Below are 16,682 nucleotides of genomic sequence, written 5' to 3'. Positions count from 1 at the left end.
CTGTCAACTTGGTTTAAAGCTGAAAATCATCTAGATTCAGCTTCCTACTTACGTTTCCGGTATTTTTCTTGTTAGGTGAAACGAGGCGAAAAGCTTTCGTATCTAGCTTCTTAAAGGGTAAATACGGACCTATTTTAAGTAAATAGCTCTTTAAATCCTCTACTTGAGCAAAAGGAAACCAAAATTCAGGCATTACGCTGCTATTTCTCTGTAAAATTATACTAAGACACGAGGTATCCTGTTGCTCCACTAATTTACTTTGTAATGTAGGTTCTATAAAATAAAACTCATAGTGTATTCTAAGCTGTATATACGGTCTAACCGCCTGTGGATAAGGTTCATGCTTGATCATAAAATGGATGACTTGATTTAATTTCGATTGGGGTAATTGCCAGCGACTTAAATCATAAGAGCCATCAAAGCGTTGTTCACATGTACCAAAAGCTTCGGTTGCCGCTTGGATTAGCTCATTAACCTCACGATCCTCACGCCCATTAATTGTTAGCCTGATCCACTTTGGATGATCCACATTTGCTGTCGTACAATAAGTAAGAAATCGCTGAACAACATTCCATGAATTTTCAATTTTATTGTTGTGTTTTATTGCTTGAACGACTTTTGATAACGGTAGCTCATATCTAATTTGCGGTTTGGATAACACTTTTACATCATTAAGCATCATGACATGCTCCCTTACAAGTATTGGTATAATAAATTAAAAATAAAGATAAGGAGAACAGTATCTTGGACCCCTTTCAACTAAATGAAATTCCACAATCAATTAAAAAGGAACTTGGGACCATCCACAATATTACCTTCCCAAGACAAGGATCTACATCAAATGTAGGGATTGTTCAATGTGACAAAGGAGTAGTTGTGCTTAAAAGAGCAACTGGACAGCAATATAGTGAATGGTTAAAAAAAGAAATGACAGTCCTACAAATTTTAGCACATACTGAGCTTCCTGCTCCTGGCGTTTATCAATTTTTAGAGCAAGCGAATTCTGCTTATGGAACACAGTCATGGCTTTGTATGGAATTTTTACAAGGAGAAACGATTCGTGAAGTACTTACAGATGAAAAAGATTCTTCCATAAGAAATGAAATATTGTCAAGCTTTGGAGAGGAGCTGCGCCGAATACATAATACATCTTGTCCTCCAGAATTGAAGCGTCAGACACCATGGCTTGAAAAGATGCTACAACAAGCTGAATATAATTTGAACTTTGAAGCGACCGAAGGCAATCCAGAGTTATTAGAACATTTAAAGTTAAATCAACCTTCTTTACACCCACAAAGTCTGATTCATGGAGACTGTACCATCGATAATTTCTTAGTGGCACAAGGAAAAATCGTCGGCATTATTGATTGGGGTGGCGGTGCCTATGGTGATCCTCGTTATGACGTTGCTTTAGCGACTAGACCTAAACCTAATCTTTTTCAAGCTGCAAGCGATTATCAAGCCTTCTTTGATGGTTATGGTGAAAAAATTATTACAGAGGAGCAATATGTTTATTTTGCGGATGGATTATACGAATTTTTCTAACTCAGAGCCTCAACAGATACGACCTAGTTTGCATTTAAACAATTTGAACACAAACAGATTAACATTAATTCCATTAACATTGGAGATCACAAAATCATTATTAAGTGGAAAAAGCCTTCGGCTGTAATATTAGAAAAGGCCGGTTTAAAAGAGGTTACTAGAGATGATGAATTCATTTACTGGAAACTGGTGAAGTAGTCATCTATATTAACAAGGGGGATTTCGGGGGAGCTTTGAATTCCCCCTCTGCTTACCTAAAACTCATATCCACGAACCTTGGCAAATAGCATGGTACTTGCAAGTTCCCCTTTAACATCCTTAGAATCATTGCGCAAAATACCTTCTAATGTAAAGCCACATCTTCTAGCCACATTTGCACTTTTTTCATTACGTGAATCACAACGAATCTCAAGGCGGTTTGCGTCAAGATGCTTGATTGCAAACTCAGTGATGGCATGAACTGCTTCGGTAACATAACCTTGCTTCTCATAGCAGGTGCGGAGCCAATATCCGATTTCAAATTGTCGCACCTCCCAATTCAGGCGATGAAGACCGCTACAACCAATCAGTTCTCCAGTTTCTTTATGAATTAATACCAGTCTTAGGTCTTTACGCTCTAAATAATTAATTCTTGCTTTTCGTGAAGTAAGCTCATGCTCCTCTACGGTGGTTCCCTTTTTTAGCCATGGCATCCACGGCTCTAAGGCATCATAACTTTCATGGATGGCCTCTCTAATGAGCTTTCCATCCCCCCACTGCAAGGCACGTATAATTAAACGTTCACTTTCAAAGCTTTCTGGGAAATCTAATAAAATAGGTTCAAAATTAGATTCACTCATTTCTTCAGCTCCTAGAAAATATTTCCGCTAATTATATACCTGTATTACTAGTATTACAATAAAGTTTTTTAAAAAATATATTTAACCTTGAAAAATAATGTATCTTATTGATAAAATACTTAATACTCATTAATAGCGTAAAATGAACCTTTTGTGTCAATTAAAAAGAAAGTGACGTGATCACATTATGCAAAGAGTATATGAAACAGAGAGATTGTTGTTAAAAATATTAGACAAATCTCACGCACAAATTGTCACCGATTATTATTTAAGAAATAAATCATTTTTAGCAGAATGGGAACCTGTAAGAGAATCAGTGTTTTATACAACACAGTTTCGTGAACAGGAGCTAGACAAAGAGTTCAATAACATCGTAGATGGGACCTCTTTAAAAATGTGGATTGTTAAAAAGGAAGATGATAGCAAGGTCATTGGTGCATTTTCATTTAATAACATCATCCGCGGTGCCTTTTTGTCCTGTTATCTTGGTTATAACTTGGATGAGCATGAAATTAATCGAGGCTATATGACGGAAGCACTTCGTAAGGGAATTGAAATTATTTTTGATGAATACAAGCTTCATCGAATTGAAGCCAGTATTTTACCACGAAACGTGCGCTCCGCAGCTGTATTAGAAAAACTAGGGTTTGTAAATGAAGGGTTATCTCGTGACTATTTAAAAATTAATGGGAAATGGGAAGACCACTATCATATGGTTTTATTAAATGATAAAGTGTGACGGATAGTGGCACCCTAGGCTTCTACTCAGGTAGTTAGTCTTCATGTTGTTTCGTGCGTAAGTTATACATGTATATTACCGGAATGAGTATGCAGATAAATAGGCTCCCCCCCATTATAATCCCTTGAGCTATATCACCTGCTTCACTTCGTGTCACTAAATACCCTATTAATATGCAAATTAACCCTGAAGTCACCAATGAAATGACTAAGCTTTTTTTAGGGTTTTTAGACTGACGCTCATAGTCAGAGCTAATACTCATGGATAAATATGCTAAAATAATCATCGATATTGTAAACAAGAACCACAGTGGATTATTACGCATTTCCTCCATACCTTTACTAAAATAATCATAAGCTAAAATACCAATGATCCCCAAATTTTGCACGATGAATATAATACGAATATTTTTTAGGCTTTGTAGCTGTAAACGTTCATCTTTAATTTTTTTCATGTTCATGACTCTCCTTCTCCACCCAAAACACCTCATCTAGTGTTTTATTCACGGCATAACAAATATCAAGGCATAACCTTAGGGTGGGGTTATATTTTCCTTTTTCAATTAAGCTAATCGTTTGACGTGTTACACCAATCTTTTCAGCTAACTGTTGTTGAGATAAGTTCACTCCAACTCGAGAAAGCTTCACCTTATTTTCCAAGTCCTTCTCTCCTTTCATCATAATTGTAACATATATATTGCATTGTGCAATATATATATTACATTAAGTGTGTGATTATATACTTGAAATTTGGGTTAATATTACTAAGTTAAGTAGAGGAAATGATCTATTTTTTAAAAGAAGGGGGTCCATCATGGACGTTCTAAATCAGCTTTGGCTATTAAAACAAATTTATAATCAAGCAACAAATTATGATGCTGATCAAGATGCTTCAGTACATGCCATCCCCTCCACAATAACCAAAGCAGAGCTTGAGCAGCTTGCTGCTTGTGGACATGCACCTAATCATTTTGTTAGACCAAATCATGATGAGGTGATCAGCGAGCTAAAACAATTGGCAAAGCATTGGACGTTAGAGGAAGTAGCCCAAGCTTTTGTTGCCTCGTTGTGGTCTGCACCTATCATTTGGCGTTCCCTGTTAGCAGGAAAACTCCTTGCAATGAGCATGCCAGAACATGAATATACCCCTTACCCTTCTTCTGCAACATGTCAAATCTGCGGATTAAGTACAGGTAGCAGTGTGGATACAAGTTTACAGTGGTATTGGCGGATGACAAGTGGCACTCCACTTGACGGGAACCCATTTGGTTGTGTGCTTGCATTGAGGGAACTCGCTTATGAGGAAAAGGTTCCGACTCCAACTGAATATGATAGGTGGACCTTTCGTGCGATACTTACTGTTTTACGTGGATTACCACTAGACACACGCTACAGCAAAGTAACACCAATATTAAAAAAAGCATCACTACTCCCTACTAAAAATAAATATGCATATACAGGTTTACTAGAGACATTAGCATTAATCGGCATATTGGATACGGAAGATTATCCTGGGATGGCAACTTCGTTTACTTCATATAAGAAAAGAGATGAACGTCCAAATACAAGAGTTGAGGTGCAAGCTCCACTTGCTTGGTGGAACTCCTCCATTGGAATTAATAACAGTACACTAACCTCTATTTTTAAGCAATTTGATTCCTCCGATATTGTGCTAGAGGACAGACCCCAGCCACAGCCTGAGCTGAAACAAACCTTAATTGGCGCATTAGAGCAAAAAAGACTGCCTACGGTCAAGGCGCCTAAAACCTCACCAGATGCTGGTAAAGGTCCTGCTGAAGCGGGGGATGTTTATGCGATACGTATCCGTGAAGGTGTTTGGATAACGGTGTATTGCCACGAAACAAAAAATAATCGTGTTATAGTTGAGTTTCTGGATGGCGTTACAGAAGAAATGCCTACAAAGGAAAACTTAAAGATGCAGTTTCGTCCATGTGAAAATGAACGCAGGCACACTAGCGTTGCTTCTATTGATTCGACAAGTTGGGTCAGACGTGTAGCCAGAAATATGACTTGCCCATCCTCATCATTACCTGCGCCTAATGCAGTTTCGTTTGCAAATGCAAAGGATTTGAAGTATTTAGCGGGCTGGAGCTTTCCTGAAATTTAGGTTACCTTACATTTTGCTAGATTGAAATTTAGCAAGCCATTTATCAAAAATCACCATGCCTTTATGAATAACAAAAACATTTGCGACAATGATAAGGACAGCTATACTACTGCTTAACAATAGTTGTCCCCCTGTCATTGGGTTTAATCTGATAAAGGTAACAATGATATAACAACAAATTGGAAGACAAATGATACTTGTGATCAGCACAGGAACATAACGTCTAATTACAAGCGCCTGAACACAATGAACAACAAGATGAAGTGTAAAACCAATAAATGCACCAATCCAAACATAATACCAATTAAATAGGTAGGCGTGAATCGTAATAAAAGTAGCAAGGGCAAACTCCTCTAATACCCCTAATGCAAACGCTGAGGTACTTATTCCCTCAAAATGTGGCATTAGCTTCTGTGCTAGCTTGGGATATTTTTTTCTTAAATGCTCCTTATTTTTCTCAACCCATGGCTTAACAAAAATAATCTCTTCAAAATCATGAAATATAAACAAAATTGGAAAAAACCAAATTAAAATAAATGTCTCATTTAAAGTATTCATCTTGCTCAATCCCTCCCCAAATCTTGATTATCTTAGCGACTTCTCCCTACTCCATACAGATGTTATTTCTATTAACTCCACATCGTTAAAGCTTAATTTATATATATCTGGCATATCTAGTTGCTGCCATGCTGTAAAGTCAAAAGACGGATCAAAGTAGTTCATGATCAAAATCATGATATTGCCATGTGTACCAATTACAATATTTTCTCCTGCATGTGCCTTTATTACATTATGAAGCGCCCCCACTCCCCTTTCCTGCGCCACAAGATTAGATTCTCCCCCTTCAAGACAAAAAGAAGGGTTCTCCCATACTTTGTTCATTGCCGAGGCAAAATCCTCCACAGGAATCCCGGATAATAATCTTTCTCTAAAGTCCTCTTCAATTATAATTTTAAGATTCTTAACCTGACTAATTCCCTCAATCGTCTGGATTGCTCTTTGATATGGACTTGATATACATACAGTAATCCCTTCACCTTTCAGTTGTTCCGTCACCTTCTTAGCATCACTTACGCCACGTTCTGATAGCGGTCTATGTAATTCATCAGGTGTATATACAGAGTGAGCATGTCGAACAAGAAATACATTGGTTTTCACTAATAACACCAACCTATCTATTTCATATTTATGACATTATATAACTTACTTTAGATTTATGCTGGCTTTAAAGTCAATGACAAATAGATTATTAATGGACTTTTATGTTCAGTAAAAATTATCATGCACCATATTATTTTCAACATTAGGCAACATACTATTTATCAATAAAATTATTATTGTGTTATTGACAATAGTGTACGACATACACTATGATTGAAATCAAGGAGATGATGTATTGAGTCAGGCAGAAGAATTAATTAAAACCTTCACCGTTGAGCTAAAGCGTGGTTCTTTGGTATTACTCGTGTTAAGTCAACTTCGTGAGCAAGAATATGGATATTCCCTGATTCAGAAATTAGAGGATAAAGGGGCTCCGATTGAAGCTGGAACATTATATCCCCTCTTACGAAGGCTAGAGAAGCAGCAACTACTTATCAGTGAATGGGACACAACGGAAAGCAGACCACGTAAGTTTTATGTTCTTAGTGAGTTAGGCAAGGAAGTGTATATAGAGTTGAAACGAGAATGGAATTTGCTTTCAAGTCAGTTAGAACGGATGCTACAGGAGGAGAATGAGTGATGGAATTAATCGAACGTTACATTTACGCGGTGACAAAGGAATTACCCGAAAGTTCCAAGGAGGATGTTGCTAAGGAATTAAGAGCGAACATTGAGGATATGCTTACTGACCATTATGAGGAAAACGATGTGATCAACGTATTACAGGAGCTAGGTAATCCTTGGAAGCTGGCCGAGGAATATCAACCTAACCAACGTTATTTAATCGGCCCAGCCTATTATGGAAAATATATTTCGGTCTTAAAGCTTGTGTTAAGCATTGTTTTACCAATTATGGTTCTTGTCACCTTCCTTGGCTTATTATTTTCTAATCCTGAGCTTAATGTAACCACTGATCTATCTGTCATCATTCAACAAGTGATTACCAACGGCATTGGGGTTGTAATTGAAGCTGGTCTTCAAGTTGCCTTGTGGGTCACGCTTGTATTTGTAGTATTGGAGCGTAGGTTACTAGAAAAGTCTCCAGTTAAGGGACTTATAAAATCCAATGAAGGGAACTGGTCCATTAAAGATTTACCTCACTTAGTCCCTGACAACAAAAAAATAAAAAGAAGCAGCACGATTTCTTCAATGTGTTGGATGATCTTAACAGCTTCTGTCTTATATTTTCAACCACAATTAATTGCGATTTATATTAATTTAGGTTCTGAAGGAACTTCTCAGGTTATTCCTTTATTAAATACAGAACGATTACAGCATTTTATGCCATTCTTTTTAATTCTTGTCCTATTCCAAATGATTATTTTTATATGGAAATACATTGTTCAATATTGGAATAAAGCATTAATCCGTGTCCAACTGGTTTTTAACATACTTATGGGTGGACTACTGGTATGGATGCTTAATGATTCAGCACTAATTAGTGCGGATTTTAGAAACGGCAACGCATTTATTAATAACCTTAGAAATCTACCTGAGTCTGTTAGAAACGGGAACAATATGATTATAATTTTAACTATACTCGTCATTGTAATTACGGTATGGGAATGTGTGAGTCTTTTCATCAAAGAGAAAAAGAAATAAAAATTGAATCATTTGCATGAACAGCTTACTTCAGCCATATTACACGCTATAAATCGTGATTAACTAAGTGAAAAAATAGTCTTTTAAACTCATTTTCTCAGGGTTTAAAAGGCTATTTTTATTTTGACTAATTGACAAAGTTCACTTAACCCTTTAGAATCTAATTTAACAATCATCTAATTAGATATTTATTAAATTAGATATGTACTAAATTAACTTCATGTTATTGAAAGGAATCAGATCAATGCAATTAGATAAAATCGTCAATTATCATAAAGCACTAGCTGATCCTACTAGAGTCAAAATTTTGATTTTGCTAGCTGATGGAGAGCTTAATGGGCAGCGAATAGCAGAAAAGCTAGGTGTTACACCCGCAACAATTACGCATCACGTTGCAAAGCTAGCGGGAGCAAGTCTTATTAATCAACGCCGTGAGAAAAATACAATTTATTTCTCATTAAATCACTACTTTATTAACAATAGTGCAGATGCCACAGCAAACTTAATATACCGAAGCACCCACAAGAATGGAGGAAAAATAATGTTAACTGAGGAGCAAATCAAACAACGCGATTCCGTTATACGCAATTTCTTTACCCCTGATGAGAAGCTTAAAAATATTCCATCAAGTCAAAAGAAAAAGCTGATTGTACTTGAATACCTTGTGTCTAAATTGGATGATACTCAAAAGTACACTGAGCAAGAAATTAATGCTTTTATTCAAAATTACCATGACGATTATGCTACAATCCGTAGAGAATTTATTATTCACCATTTTATGTATAGAGAAAATGAGATTTATGAGATAAATCCAATTGAAATGTGGCATCACTGGTCACAACTAAAGTAAACAATTTTAAGTTTATAGCTAGCCTCACTTTGCTCAATACTGACAAATCCAAGCAAGCTAGGACAGGAACATGACTGTGCATTCCAGTAAGCTATTTATAGAAGGAAGGTGGTTCACATGAATTGGATTAAAGACCTCAATCAAGCGATAGATTACATCGAGGCGCATTTACTTATGGAGCTTACATGTGAGGACGTTGCCAAGCATATTTATATTTCCAACTATCAATTTCAACGTGCCTTTAGCCTGTTAACAGGGATGACGATGTATGAATACGTTCGCAATCGGCGGTTATCCCTTGCGGGGCAAGAGTTGATCATGTCCAAGCTAAAAATTATTGATGTGGCATTAAAGTATGGATACGATACGCCTGAGAGCTTTACTAAAGCCTTCACCCGCTTCCATGGTATAGCGCCTAGTCAAGCAAAGATCGCAGGCTCTAATCTAAAATCATTTAATCGCCTTCTCATAAAAATTAAGCTGGAAGGTGGAATTCCAATGGAATACCGAATTGAGCAAAAAGAGTCGTTTGAGGTATTAGCAAAAACAAAAATATTTACATTAGATACAAGTGAACAAGAAATTCCAAAGTTTTGGTCACAATATTTTGCTGATGGTTCATTTAAACAAGTACCTGGAGCGCTAGGCATTTGCGAGGAAACGAAAACAGGACGTAATGAGTTTCGCTACGGAATTGGTTGCTTTTATGAACAAGACAAAGAGATTCCTACAGGGTTTCAGATACTAAGTGTTCCTGCTTACACATGGGCGGTCTTTAAATGTGTGGGAAAAGTACCATTTGCGATTCAAGATACATGGGAGCGTATTTATCGTGAGTGGCTACCACAATCAGACTACGAATTAGTTTCTGATTATGATTTTGAGTATTACACCGATGGGGATACTGAAAGCGATGATTATGTAAGTGAGATTTGGTTACCTGTTCAGAAAAAATAAACAAAATAATTCTGGCTCTATTCATAAATCAGTACTTGACAGCGACTAGAGGGTGGTAGCTACGATTCAGAGCGTTCTTGCGATTGTGTTAAAATCATATTCCTTTTATTGAAGTAGATGTATTGGTGAAATATGATTTTAAAAGACAATCTTCAGAATCCCTCTGTCTCTTTGCTAGTTTGGGTTAGCGGTCAAGCACTGATTTCAAGATTGAGGTATATTTCTGAGGCGAAACTTGGGTTTCGCCTAGTTTATTTATCTGATACATTTATAAATTTCGCCGTTAAGTCGTCCTTTTATCTTCAACCATACCCCAACCTGATAATCTATTTCTTCATCTACGATAATTAAAATTTCCTGCTGTAATGATTCAATAAATACAGGAAGGGTACGACTCTGTAATCTACCATATTCAAGGCGTCGATTAACTCTTCCAATGATGATATGCTCAGAGCGCTCACCTACTAACAGAAAATCGGAGGAAGTATTCGCTTCCTCTAATGCAGAAGTCAAGGAATTAGCTAATAATGGGGTAATAATTACGCTACTATATGACTTATCCTCCATAAATAAGGAGATTGTAATTACATCGTTCACTTGATTAAGCTTAGATGTCTCGCCTTCACGAAGAAACTCCTGTGGCGCAAAATATTCAAATTGAAAGGTTTTTTTATTCTTCTTGGTAGTTACAATAAGATCGCGAACGTTACCACCTGGTATAACCTCTTTAATGTCGCTTTCAAATTTATCATTATGCTCATTATGTGCACGTCGTTCTTCAATTTGGAAATTGATAAAATTCATAAAATAGGCTTCAAAGGAATCGGCGATTTCTCTAATCCCTTGACCAGCACAAGTATCAAGGGCATATACTTTACCTTTTTGTTCCCCTGCAACAACTAATAAATCATAATAACCGCATCCATCATTATATAATGTTATTGTGCCATGAAATGCTTCAACTACCATCTTATCATGCTCATAGTCCTCTATCTCATCATCAATTGCATCTAAACCTTCATCGAAGCAAAGCCTACATTTGTGTGGATCAAAGGGCAAACCAATATACGTTTCATCTACAGGTTCAGACTGTAAACAAGAACGGAGTGCATCACTCGCATGAGACAAAGCAACAGGGAATGGTCGATGATGTGTACCACCATTGCCAATATATATAAGAAAATCGCGATAATCCACAGGTAAGTCTACCTTTGTCTTACGCTCAAATTGTTCTACTTGCCCAGTTGTGATAGGCTTATTTAACGTATAGGGACTTTTACCATCATGCAAAGCACTAAATTCCTCTAATCGTAAACCTACTTGCTTCACAAATGGACTAGGTGAATCAGCCCCACATTGTGTATTTATAAATTCACTCCAAATTTTTTTAATCATATCTTATCCCTTTCAAGTGAGTTTGAATGAAATTAATATAAGTTCTGTCCATATTTACGATACTCCGTAGGCGCCATCCCCACAAGCTTTTTAAATTGCTTGGAGAAATGAAAATAATCCTGAAAGCCTACTTGGCATGCTACTTCGCTTATACTTCCCTCTGTTTGCATCAGCAACTCCTTAGCTCTCTCCATTTTAACACGGGTAATATACTGAATCGGTGGTACACCCATCTGCTCCTTAAACATGCGAATAAAATAATTGGGGTGTAGGCAAACTTGAGTGGCTAATTCCTGTATGGTCAAATCCTGATCCAAATGATCGCGAATATATTGAAGGAGCGGTTCCAACCAAGTTGTGGCGGTACGATTTCTTATAGTAATTTGCTCCTTACCCATCTGTCCCTCTGCAAGCTCCAGCAAGTAATAGGAAAGTAGCTCCATTAGCTTAACTTTGGCTAACAGTCCAGAGCACACCTCTTCCGAATTTGCATATTGCACTAGTTCAGCAAAAACTTTTTCAGTACGTCCATAATCCACCACTGTGCAAATATACGGAATACGAAGCTGTCGAAATGCCTCCAGATGGCCAATCCTCGCATTAAAATGACACCAATACTTTTGGTACGGTTGCCCTTCAGCAACAGAATAGGATTGCACAACATCCTCAGGCATCAGCACAAGCTGACCCGGTTCAGGATAATATTCCTCTCCATTAATTCTAATCCATCCCGTTCCTTCTGTTATAAAGTAAAGCTTACTGTAGTCGGGACAATAATCTATATCTCTCCACTGGGGTGTCACTTGACTGTAATGCGCCACTAGCAAATCCAATTCTAGGTTTGAAAGCATATTGCGCAACGCAGGGGACTTATTCACAGGTTCACCTCACTGTTAGCACAGTTAATACAGTTAATAATGCACATACAAAAGTTAATGTCCTCCATATGGACTCCTTCGTTTCATTGATACAATAAACATACAACATTATAAAGGTAAAAAAAAGCAATGAACGGAGATGTAATCATGAATAGATCAGCCTATTTAGAAAAGATTGACGCAGTCATTGCCCAAGGCCCCTTTCAAGATAATTGGGAATCCTTGAGCCAATTTCAGCTTCCTGAATGGTATACTCAGGCTAAGTTTGGCATCTTCATCCATTGGGGCGTTTATTCGGTTCCCGCCTTCATGAATGAATGGTATCCTCGTAATATGTACATTCAAGACACTAAGGAATACAAGCATCATTTAGAAACGTATGGCCCTCATACCAGCTTTGGCTACAAGGATTTTATTCCTATGTTTCAAGCTGAAAACTTTCAGCCTAAAGAATGGGCAGAGCTATTCAAGCAGGCGGGGGCCCACTATGTAATGCCAGTTGCGGAGCATCATGACGGCTTTCAGATGTACAAAAGTGAGGTATCGCGCTTTAATGCCTATGAAATGGGGCCAAGACGAGACCTTTTGGGGGAAATGAAAGAGGCATTTGAAGAGCAAGGTTTGGTGTTCACCACCTCTAACCATCGTGCGGAGCATTGGTTTTTCTTATCGCATGGCAAGGAATTTGAATCTGACATTCAGGAGCCGCTTGCCCTTGGCGATTTTTATTGGCCGTCCATGCCTGAGCCTGACCATCAGGACTTGTATTCCACGCCGGCCCCTAACGAGGAATATCTTGAAGACTGGCTCATTCGTTGTTGCGAGCTAATCGACAACTACCAGCCTAAAGTGCTATATTTTGACTGGTGGATTGAGCATACCGCCTTTAAGCCTTATCTGAAAAAGCTGGCGGCTTATTATTATAATCAATCCCTTGCTCATGGATATAAGGGAATTATTAATTACAAGCATGATGCCTTTATGTTTGGCTGTGCCGTTCCTGACGTAGAGCGTGGACAATTTGCGGATATGAAAACCTATTATTGGCAGACTGACACCGCTTTGGCACGCAATTCATGGTGTTATACGCCTGAAAATGAATACAAGTCCTCACGTGAGCTGATTCAGGACTTGGTTGACATTGTAAGCAAAAACGGCAACCTCCTGCTTAACGTTGGCCCTCGTGCCGATGGTACCCTTCCCGATGAAGAACGTGAATTACTGCTATCAATAGGGAAATGGCTTGAAGTGAACGGTGAGGCTATATACAGCACATCCTGCTGGCGCATCTTTGGTGAAGGACCAACTCAGGTTGAGGAAGGGCAGTTTACGGATGGCAAGCCAAAAACCTTTACCCCTCAAGATATCCGGTTTACCGTTAAGGGTAGCACGCTTTACGCAACAGTGTTAGTTTTCCCAGAGGATGGCAGGATTGCAATTAAATCGTTGAGGGAGCATTCCCCACACTTTCATGGGGTAATCAAAGATATTGAAGTGCTTGGCTCCGGCTCACAAACCCATTGGGAGAGAAATGCGCAAGCCTTGACCATCCATGTTGCGGAGCATCAAAGCGCTTTGCCTGTAGTATTAAAAATATTAGTAGATTAATTATTATAGATATATTCAGAGAATGTACAAAAGGGAGCAATGCAGACGTAATCACTGCCTGCTCTTTTACATATAACATATTGCAGCTAGTAAAGGGGATTGCAATTTGATTGGCATCTTATATTTTATCGTAATCGTATTAGCTAACACTGTAGGCGCCATTTCAGGGATGGGCGGTGGCGTCATCATCAAGCCTGTATTTGACTTCATTGGCGCACACTCTGTCGCTGCCATTTCCTTTTACTCCACTGTCGCTGTATTTACAATGTCAATCGTATCTACCTCACGCCAAATAAAAAGTGGTACGAAATTAAACTGGACAAAAATCATTTGGATTTCCATAGGAGCTTTAGCTGGTGGGGTGTTAGGGAATATCGTCTTTGAATTTTTATTATGGGGATTTAACAATGCATCTACGGTACAGCTTATCCAAATTATAATCACAATCCTTACGTTACTGTTTGCATTTTTGTACAGTAAATATGAGTGGAACAGCTATCACCTTAATACGATCATTTGGTATGTGTTATGTGGACTAATTTTAGGATTTTTAGCAAGTTTGCTAGGCATAGGTGGTGGGCCCATTAATGTTTCACTTATGATGCTCATGTTTGCGATGCCAATTAAAGAAGCTACCGTATACTCCATTTGCACGATTTTCTTTTCCCAACTATCTAAATTAGTGACGATCTGGCTTTCTACAGGATTCCATCGTTATGATCTGACGGTACTCCTATATATTATTCCAGCAGCAATTGTAGGTGGGTTATTAGGTGCAAAAAGCAGTATAATTCTTCCTGATCAAAAGGTTGCCTTCGTATTTCAATGTGTCGTTATCGTCGTATTAATGATTAATATTTATAATGGTTGGGCCTTATTATGGTAATCGATCTTATTATGGTAACCCATATCAGTAGCATTACTTCTAAAAAGCTACAAGAAGCAAACTTGGAGACATGGATTAACGCCCCTTCCTCTGCTTCTTGTAGCTCTTCATCTAATTTGTTAGTCCTCTGCACACTCGCAGCTAGCTTACTAAACTTCAACCGCGCTCATATTGTTACCCCTTCACGCCCCCAAGCGTCATCCCTTGAACAAAATACTTTTGCAGGAATGGGTACACCATTAAGATTGGCACACTCGCAATAATCGTCATGGTTGCTCGTATGGAGGTAGGTGTCACCATAACCGCTGTGTTATCTGCCGACTGATAAATATCACTGATCGAGGTAGTGGATGAGGTGGTGGTCGTCTGTAATATTTTCATTAACTCATATTGCAGTGTACTCAAATTCGTATTGGACGAGTTATACAAAAACACATCAAACCATGAGTTCCATTGCCCTACCGCGACGAATAAGGATACCGTTGCCATTGCTGGAATCGTTAAAGGTAATACCACCCGCACAAAGGTTGCAAATTCGCCTGCCCCATCAATCCGTGCAGATTCTAAAATCCCTTCTGGCAAGCCTTCGATAAAGGAGCGAATGACAATCATATTAAAGACACCAATTACACCTGGCACGATATACACCCAAAAGGAATCAATGAGATTCAAATTACGAATAAGCAAATAGCTTGGAATTAACCCTCCACTAAAGTACATCGTAAATACAAAAAATATCGTGACAGACTTTCGTAATACAAATTCCTGCCGACTTAACGTATACGCAAGCATTGCGGTACAAAATACAGATACTGCCGTCCCAATGAGCGTACGTAGTGCCGAAATCAGTGTTGCATGATAAATATCTGATTCGCCAAACACATACTTGTAATTATCAAAGGTCCACTGCCGAGGCCACAAGTAAATGCCCCCTCTAACCGCATCATTAGCATCATTAAACGAAACTGCAATCATATTAATAAAGGGATACAAGGTGACGATCATTAAGCAGATCATGGCAATCATATTGCAGGTATCAAATACACGATCCCCCAAGCTGACATGACGGGAACGTCTCTTTTTTGCTCCTTTCATTGTTCAGGGCCTCCTTGTTAAAATAATCTATTTTCACCCATTTTTTTAGCGATCGTATTGGCTGAGAATAGAAAAATAAAGCTGACTACCGTTTTAAATATACCTGCGGCGGTCCCCAAGGAATAATTGCCCATCCCCAAACCATACTTTAATACAAAAATATCTAGGTTTTCGGAGTAATCCAGATTCATGCCGTTCCCTAACAGGTATTGTGGTTCAAAGCCTGATTCCAAAATACTTCCCATATTCATAATTAACAAAATGATAATGACCGGCTTCAGCCCTGGCAAAGTAATTTTTAACATTCGCTGAAAACGATTTGCACCGTCAATTTCCGCTGCCTCGTATTGTGCAGGGTCAATAGATGTAATGGCCGCTAAATAAATGATCGTATTCCATCCTACATTTTTCCATACTTCAGTGAGTCCAAGTATCCCCCAGAAATATTCCCCTTTACCCATCCACAAAATCGGCTTATCCAAAATGCCAAACTTCATTAAAAGCAAATTAACAATACCGTCAGGAGATAATACCGTAAGCACGATGCTTGATGCGACTACCCAAGAAATAAAGTGAGGTAAATAACTGATTGTTTGTACCACACGCTTAAAAATAATATTTTTCAACTCATTTAACAGAAGCGCTAGCGTAATTGCAGTTACAAAGCCTAACACAAGGTTAATCATACTCATCACTAACGTATTTCTTAACACCCGATAAAACGTATTGTCTTCAAATAAAATGTTAAAATGCTGCCACCCTACCCATTCCTGTTCAAAAAAGCTTCTGGAGGGCTTAAATTTTTGAAAGGCCATGCTCCAGCCCCATAAAGGGAGATATTTAAAAACAAATGCCCAGATAACAAACGGAATACACATAAATGCTAATGCTTTTTGTCCTCTTAATCGTTTAAAAAACAGTTTTCTCTTCTCCGCTTTTGTTTTAGCATAGCTAACCTTCGTGCCCACAGGATTTAGTTGTTGTTTCATTTCACATGCTC

At 38.2% G+C, this 16,682-nt stretch carries 19 protein-coding genes; 9 read left to right on the top strand and 10 right to left on the bottom strand.

The features are described from left to right. Positions 1–13 precede the first annotated feature (13 nt). Positions 14–679 carry a hypothetical protein gene (locus J2Z32_RS08830; RefSeq protein ID WP_210088799.1) on the bottom strand — a complete coding sequence of 222 codons (666 nt, stop codon included), beginning with the start codon at positions 677–679 and terminating at the stop codon, positions 14–16. A gap of 65 nt (positions 680–744) precedes the next feature. Here J2Z32_RS08830 and J2Z32_RS08825 point away from each other — a divergent pair, with 65 nt between their 5' ends. Further along, entirely contained in the window at positions 745–1,545 is an 801-nt protein-coding gene (locus tag J2Z32_RS08825; RefSeq protein ID WP_210088798.1) for a phosphotransferase family protein, read from the top strand. 254 nt (positions 1,546–1,799) lie between these two features. On the opposite strand, the gene J2Z32_RS08820 is transcribed toward J2Z32_RS08825, so the two are convergent. After that, entirely contained in the window at positions 1,800–2,384 is a 585-nt protein-coding gene (locus tag J2Z32_RS08820) for a GNAT family N-acetyltransferase (protein WP_210088797.1), read from the bottom strand. A gap of 187 nt (positions 2,385–2,571) precedes the next feature. On the opposite strand from J2Z32_RS08820, the gene J2Z32_RS08815 reads away from it, so the two are divergent. Beyond that, positions 2,572–3,123 carry a GNAT family N-acetyltransferase gene (locus J2Z32_RS08815; protein WP_210088796.1) on the top strand — a complete coding sequence of 184 codons (552 nt, stop codon included), beginning with the start codon at positions 2,572–2,574 and terminating at the stop codon, positions 3,121–3,123. Between the two features lie 34 nt (positions 3,124–3,157). Here J2Z32_RS08815 and J2Z32_RS08810 read toward each other — a convergent pair whose 3' ends face one another. Together J2Z32_RS08810 and J2Z32_RS08805 are read right to left on the bottom strand one after the other, a co-directional pair. Further along, positions 3,158–3,577, bottom strand: coding sequence for a hypothetical protein (locus J2Z32_RS08810; protein ID WP_210088795.1), 420 nt, complete (start codon positions 3,575–3,577; stop codon positions 3,158–3,160). Further along, on the bottom strand, positions 3,564–3,782 hold the full coding sequence (locus J2Z32_RS08805) for a helix-turn-helix transcriptional regulator (protein ID WP_210088794.1): 219 nt from the start codon (positions 3,780–3,782) through the stop codon (positions 3,564–3,566). The genes J2Z32_RS08810 and J2Z32_RS08805 overlap by 14 nt, the downstream gene beginning before the upstream one ends. 154 nt (positions 3,783–3,936) lie before the next feature. On the opposite strand from J2Z32_RS08805, the gene J2Z32_RS08800 reads away from it, so the two are divergent. After that, on the top strand, positions 3,937–5,250 hold the full coding sequence (locus J2Z32_RS08800) for a hypothetical protein (protein WP_210088793.1): 1,314 nt from the start codon (positions 3,937–3,939) through the stop codon (positions 5,248–5,250). Positions 5,251–5,256: 6 nt separating this feature from the next. Here J2Z32_RS08800 and J2Z32_RS08795 read toward each other — a convergent pair whose 3' ends face one another. Then, a complete protein-coding gene (locus tag J2Z32_RS08795; protein ID WP_210088792.1) occupies positions 5,257–5,808 on the bottom strand; it encodes an HXXEE domain-containing protein in 552 nt (183 codons plus the stop codon). Between the two features lie 27 nt (positions 5,809–5,835). Continuing rightward, the gene (locus tag J2Z32_RS08790; RefSeq protein WP_210088791.1) at positions 5,836–6,408 is read right to left on the bottom strand and encodes a histidine phosphatase family protein; all 573 of its coding nucleotides are present in this window, start codon (positions 6,406–6,408) and stop codon (positions 5,836–5,838) included. Positions 6,409–6,646: 238 nt separating this feature from the next. Between J2Z32_RS08790 and J2Z32_RS08785 the strand changes: the two genes are divergently transcribed. The 4 genes from J2Z32_RS08785 (at position 6,647) to J2Z32_RS08770 (ending at position 9,820) form a co-directional block, all read left to right on the top strand. Beyond that, positions 6,647–6,991 (top strand): PadR family transcriptional regulator, encoded by a 345-nt coding sequence (locus tag J2Z32_RS08785; protein ID WP_210088790.1) that lies wholly within the window; start codon positions 6,647–6,649, stop codon positions 6,989–6,991. Further along, positions 6,991–8,013, top strand: a complete 1,023-nt coding sequence (locus J2Z32_RS08780) for an HAAS signaling domain-containing protein (protein WP_483414184.1) — start codon at positions 6,991–6,993, stop codon at positions 8,011–8,013. The genes J2Z32_RS08785 and J2Z32_RS08780 overlap by 1 nt, the downstream gene beginning before the upstream one ends. 244 nt (positions 8,014–8,257) lie before the next feature. Further along, positions 8,258–8,863: a DUF2087 domain-containing protein gene (locus J2Z32_RS08775; RefSeq protein ID WP_210088788.1), complete on the top strand. Its 606-nt coding sequence runs from the start codon at positions 8,258–8,260 to the stop codon at positions 8,861–8,863. A 117-nt stretch (positions 8,864–8,980) separates the two neighbouring features. Continuing rightward, positions 8,981–9,820: an AraC family transcriptional regulator gene (locus J2Z32_RS08770; RefSeq protein WP_210088787.1), complete on the top strand. Its 840-nt coding sequence runs from the start codon at positions 8,981–8,983 to the stop codon at positions 9,818–9,820. 255 nt (positions 9,821–10,075) lie between these two features. Here the strand turns inward: J2Z32_RS08770 and J2Z32_RS08765 are convergent, their stop codons facing one another. After that, a complete protein-coding gene (locus J2Z32_RS08765) occupies positions 10,076–11,215 on the bottom strand; it encodes an SMI1/KNR4 family protein (protein ID WP_210088786.1) in 1,140 nt (379 codons plus the stop codon). Between the two features lie 32 nt (positions 11,216–11,247). Next, positions 11,248–12,093: an AraC family transcriptional regulator gene (locus J2Z32_RS08760; RefSeq protein ID WP_342453938.1), complete on the bottom strand. Its 846-nt coding sequence runs from the start codon at positions 12,091–12,093 to the stop codon at positions 11,248–11,250. Positions 12,094–12,240: 147 nt separating this feature from the next. Between J2Z32_RS08760 and J2Z32_RS08755 the strand changes: the two genes are divergently transcribed. Together J2Z32_RS08755 and J2Z32_RS08750 are read left to right on the top strand one after the other, a co-directional pair. Further along, complete coding sequence (locus J2Z32_RS08755) at positions 12,241–13,701, top strand: alpha-L-fucosidase (protein WP_210088785.1); 1,461 nt, start codon at positions 12,241–12,243, stop codon at positions 13,699–13,701. 106 nt (positions 13,702–13,807) lie between these two features. Further along, positions 13,808–14,587, top strand: coding sequence for a sulfite exporter TauE/SafE family protein (locus J2Z32_RS08750; RefSeq protein ID WP_210088784.1), 780 nt, complete (start codon positions 13,808–13,810; stop codon positions 14,585–14,587). 174 nt (positions 14,588–14,761) lie between these two features. Here J2Z32_RS08750 and J2Z32_RS08745 read toward each other — a convergent pair whose 3' ends face one another. Then, on the bottom strand, positions 14,762–15,682 hold the full coding sequence (locus tag J2Z32_RS08745) for a carbohydrate ABC transporter permease (protein ID WP_210088783.1): 921 nt from the start codon (positions 15,680–15,682) through the stop codon (positions 14,762–14,764). 17 nt (positions 15,683–15,699) lie between these two features. Then, positions 15,700–16,671, bottom strand: a complete 972-nt coding sequence (locus J2Z32_RS08740) for an ABC transporter permease (RefSeq protein ID WP_210088782.1) — start codon at positions 16,669–16,671, stop codon at positions 15,700–15,702. Between the last annotated feature and the right edge of the window lie 11 nt (positions 16,672–16,682).

Source organism: Paenibacillus turicensis (assembly GCF_017873435.1).
Taxonomy (GTDB): Bacteria; Bacillota; Bacilli; order Paenibacillales; family Paenibacillaceae; genus Fontibacillus; species Fontibacillus turicensis.
This window is presented reverse-complemented; position numbering and strand designations above follow the sequence as displayed.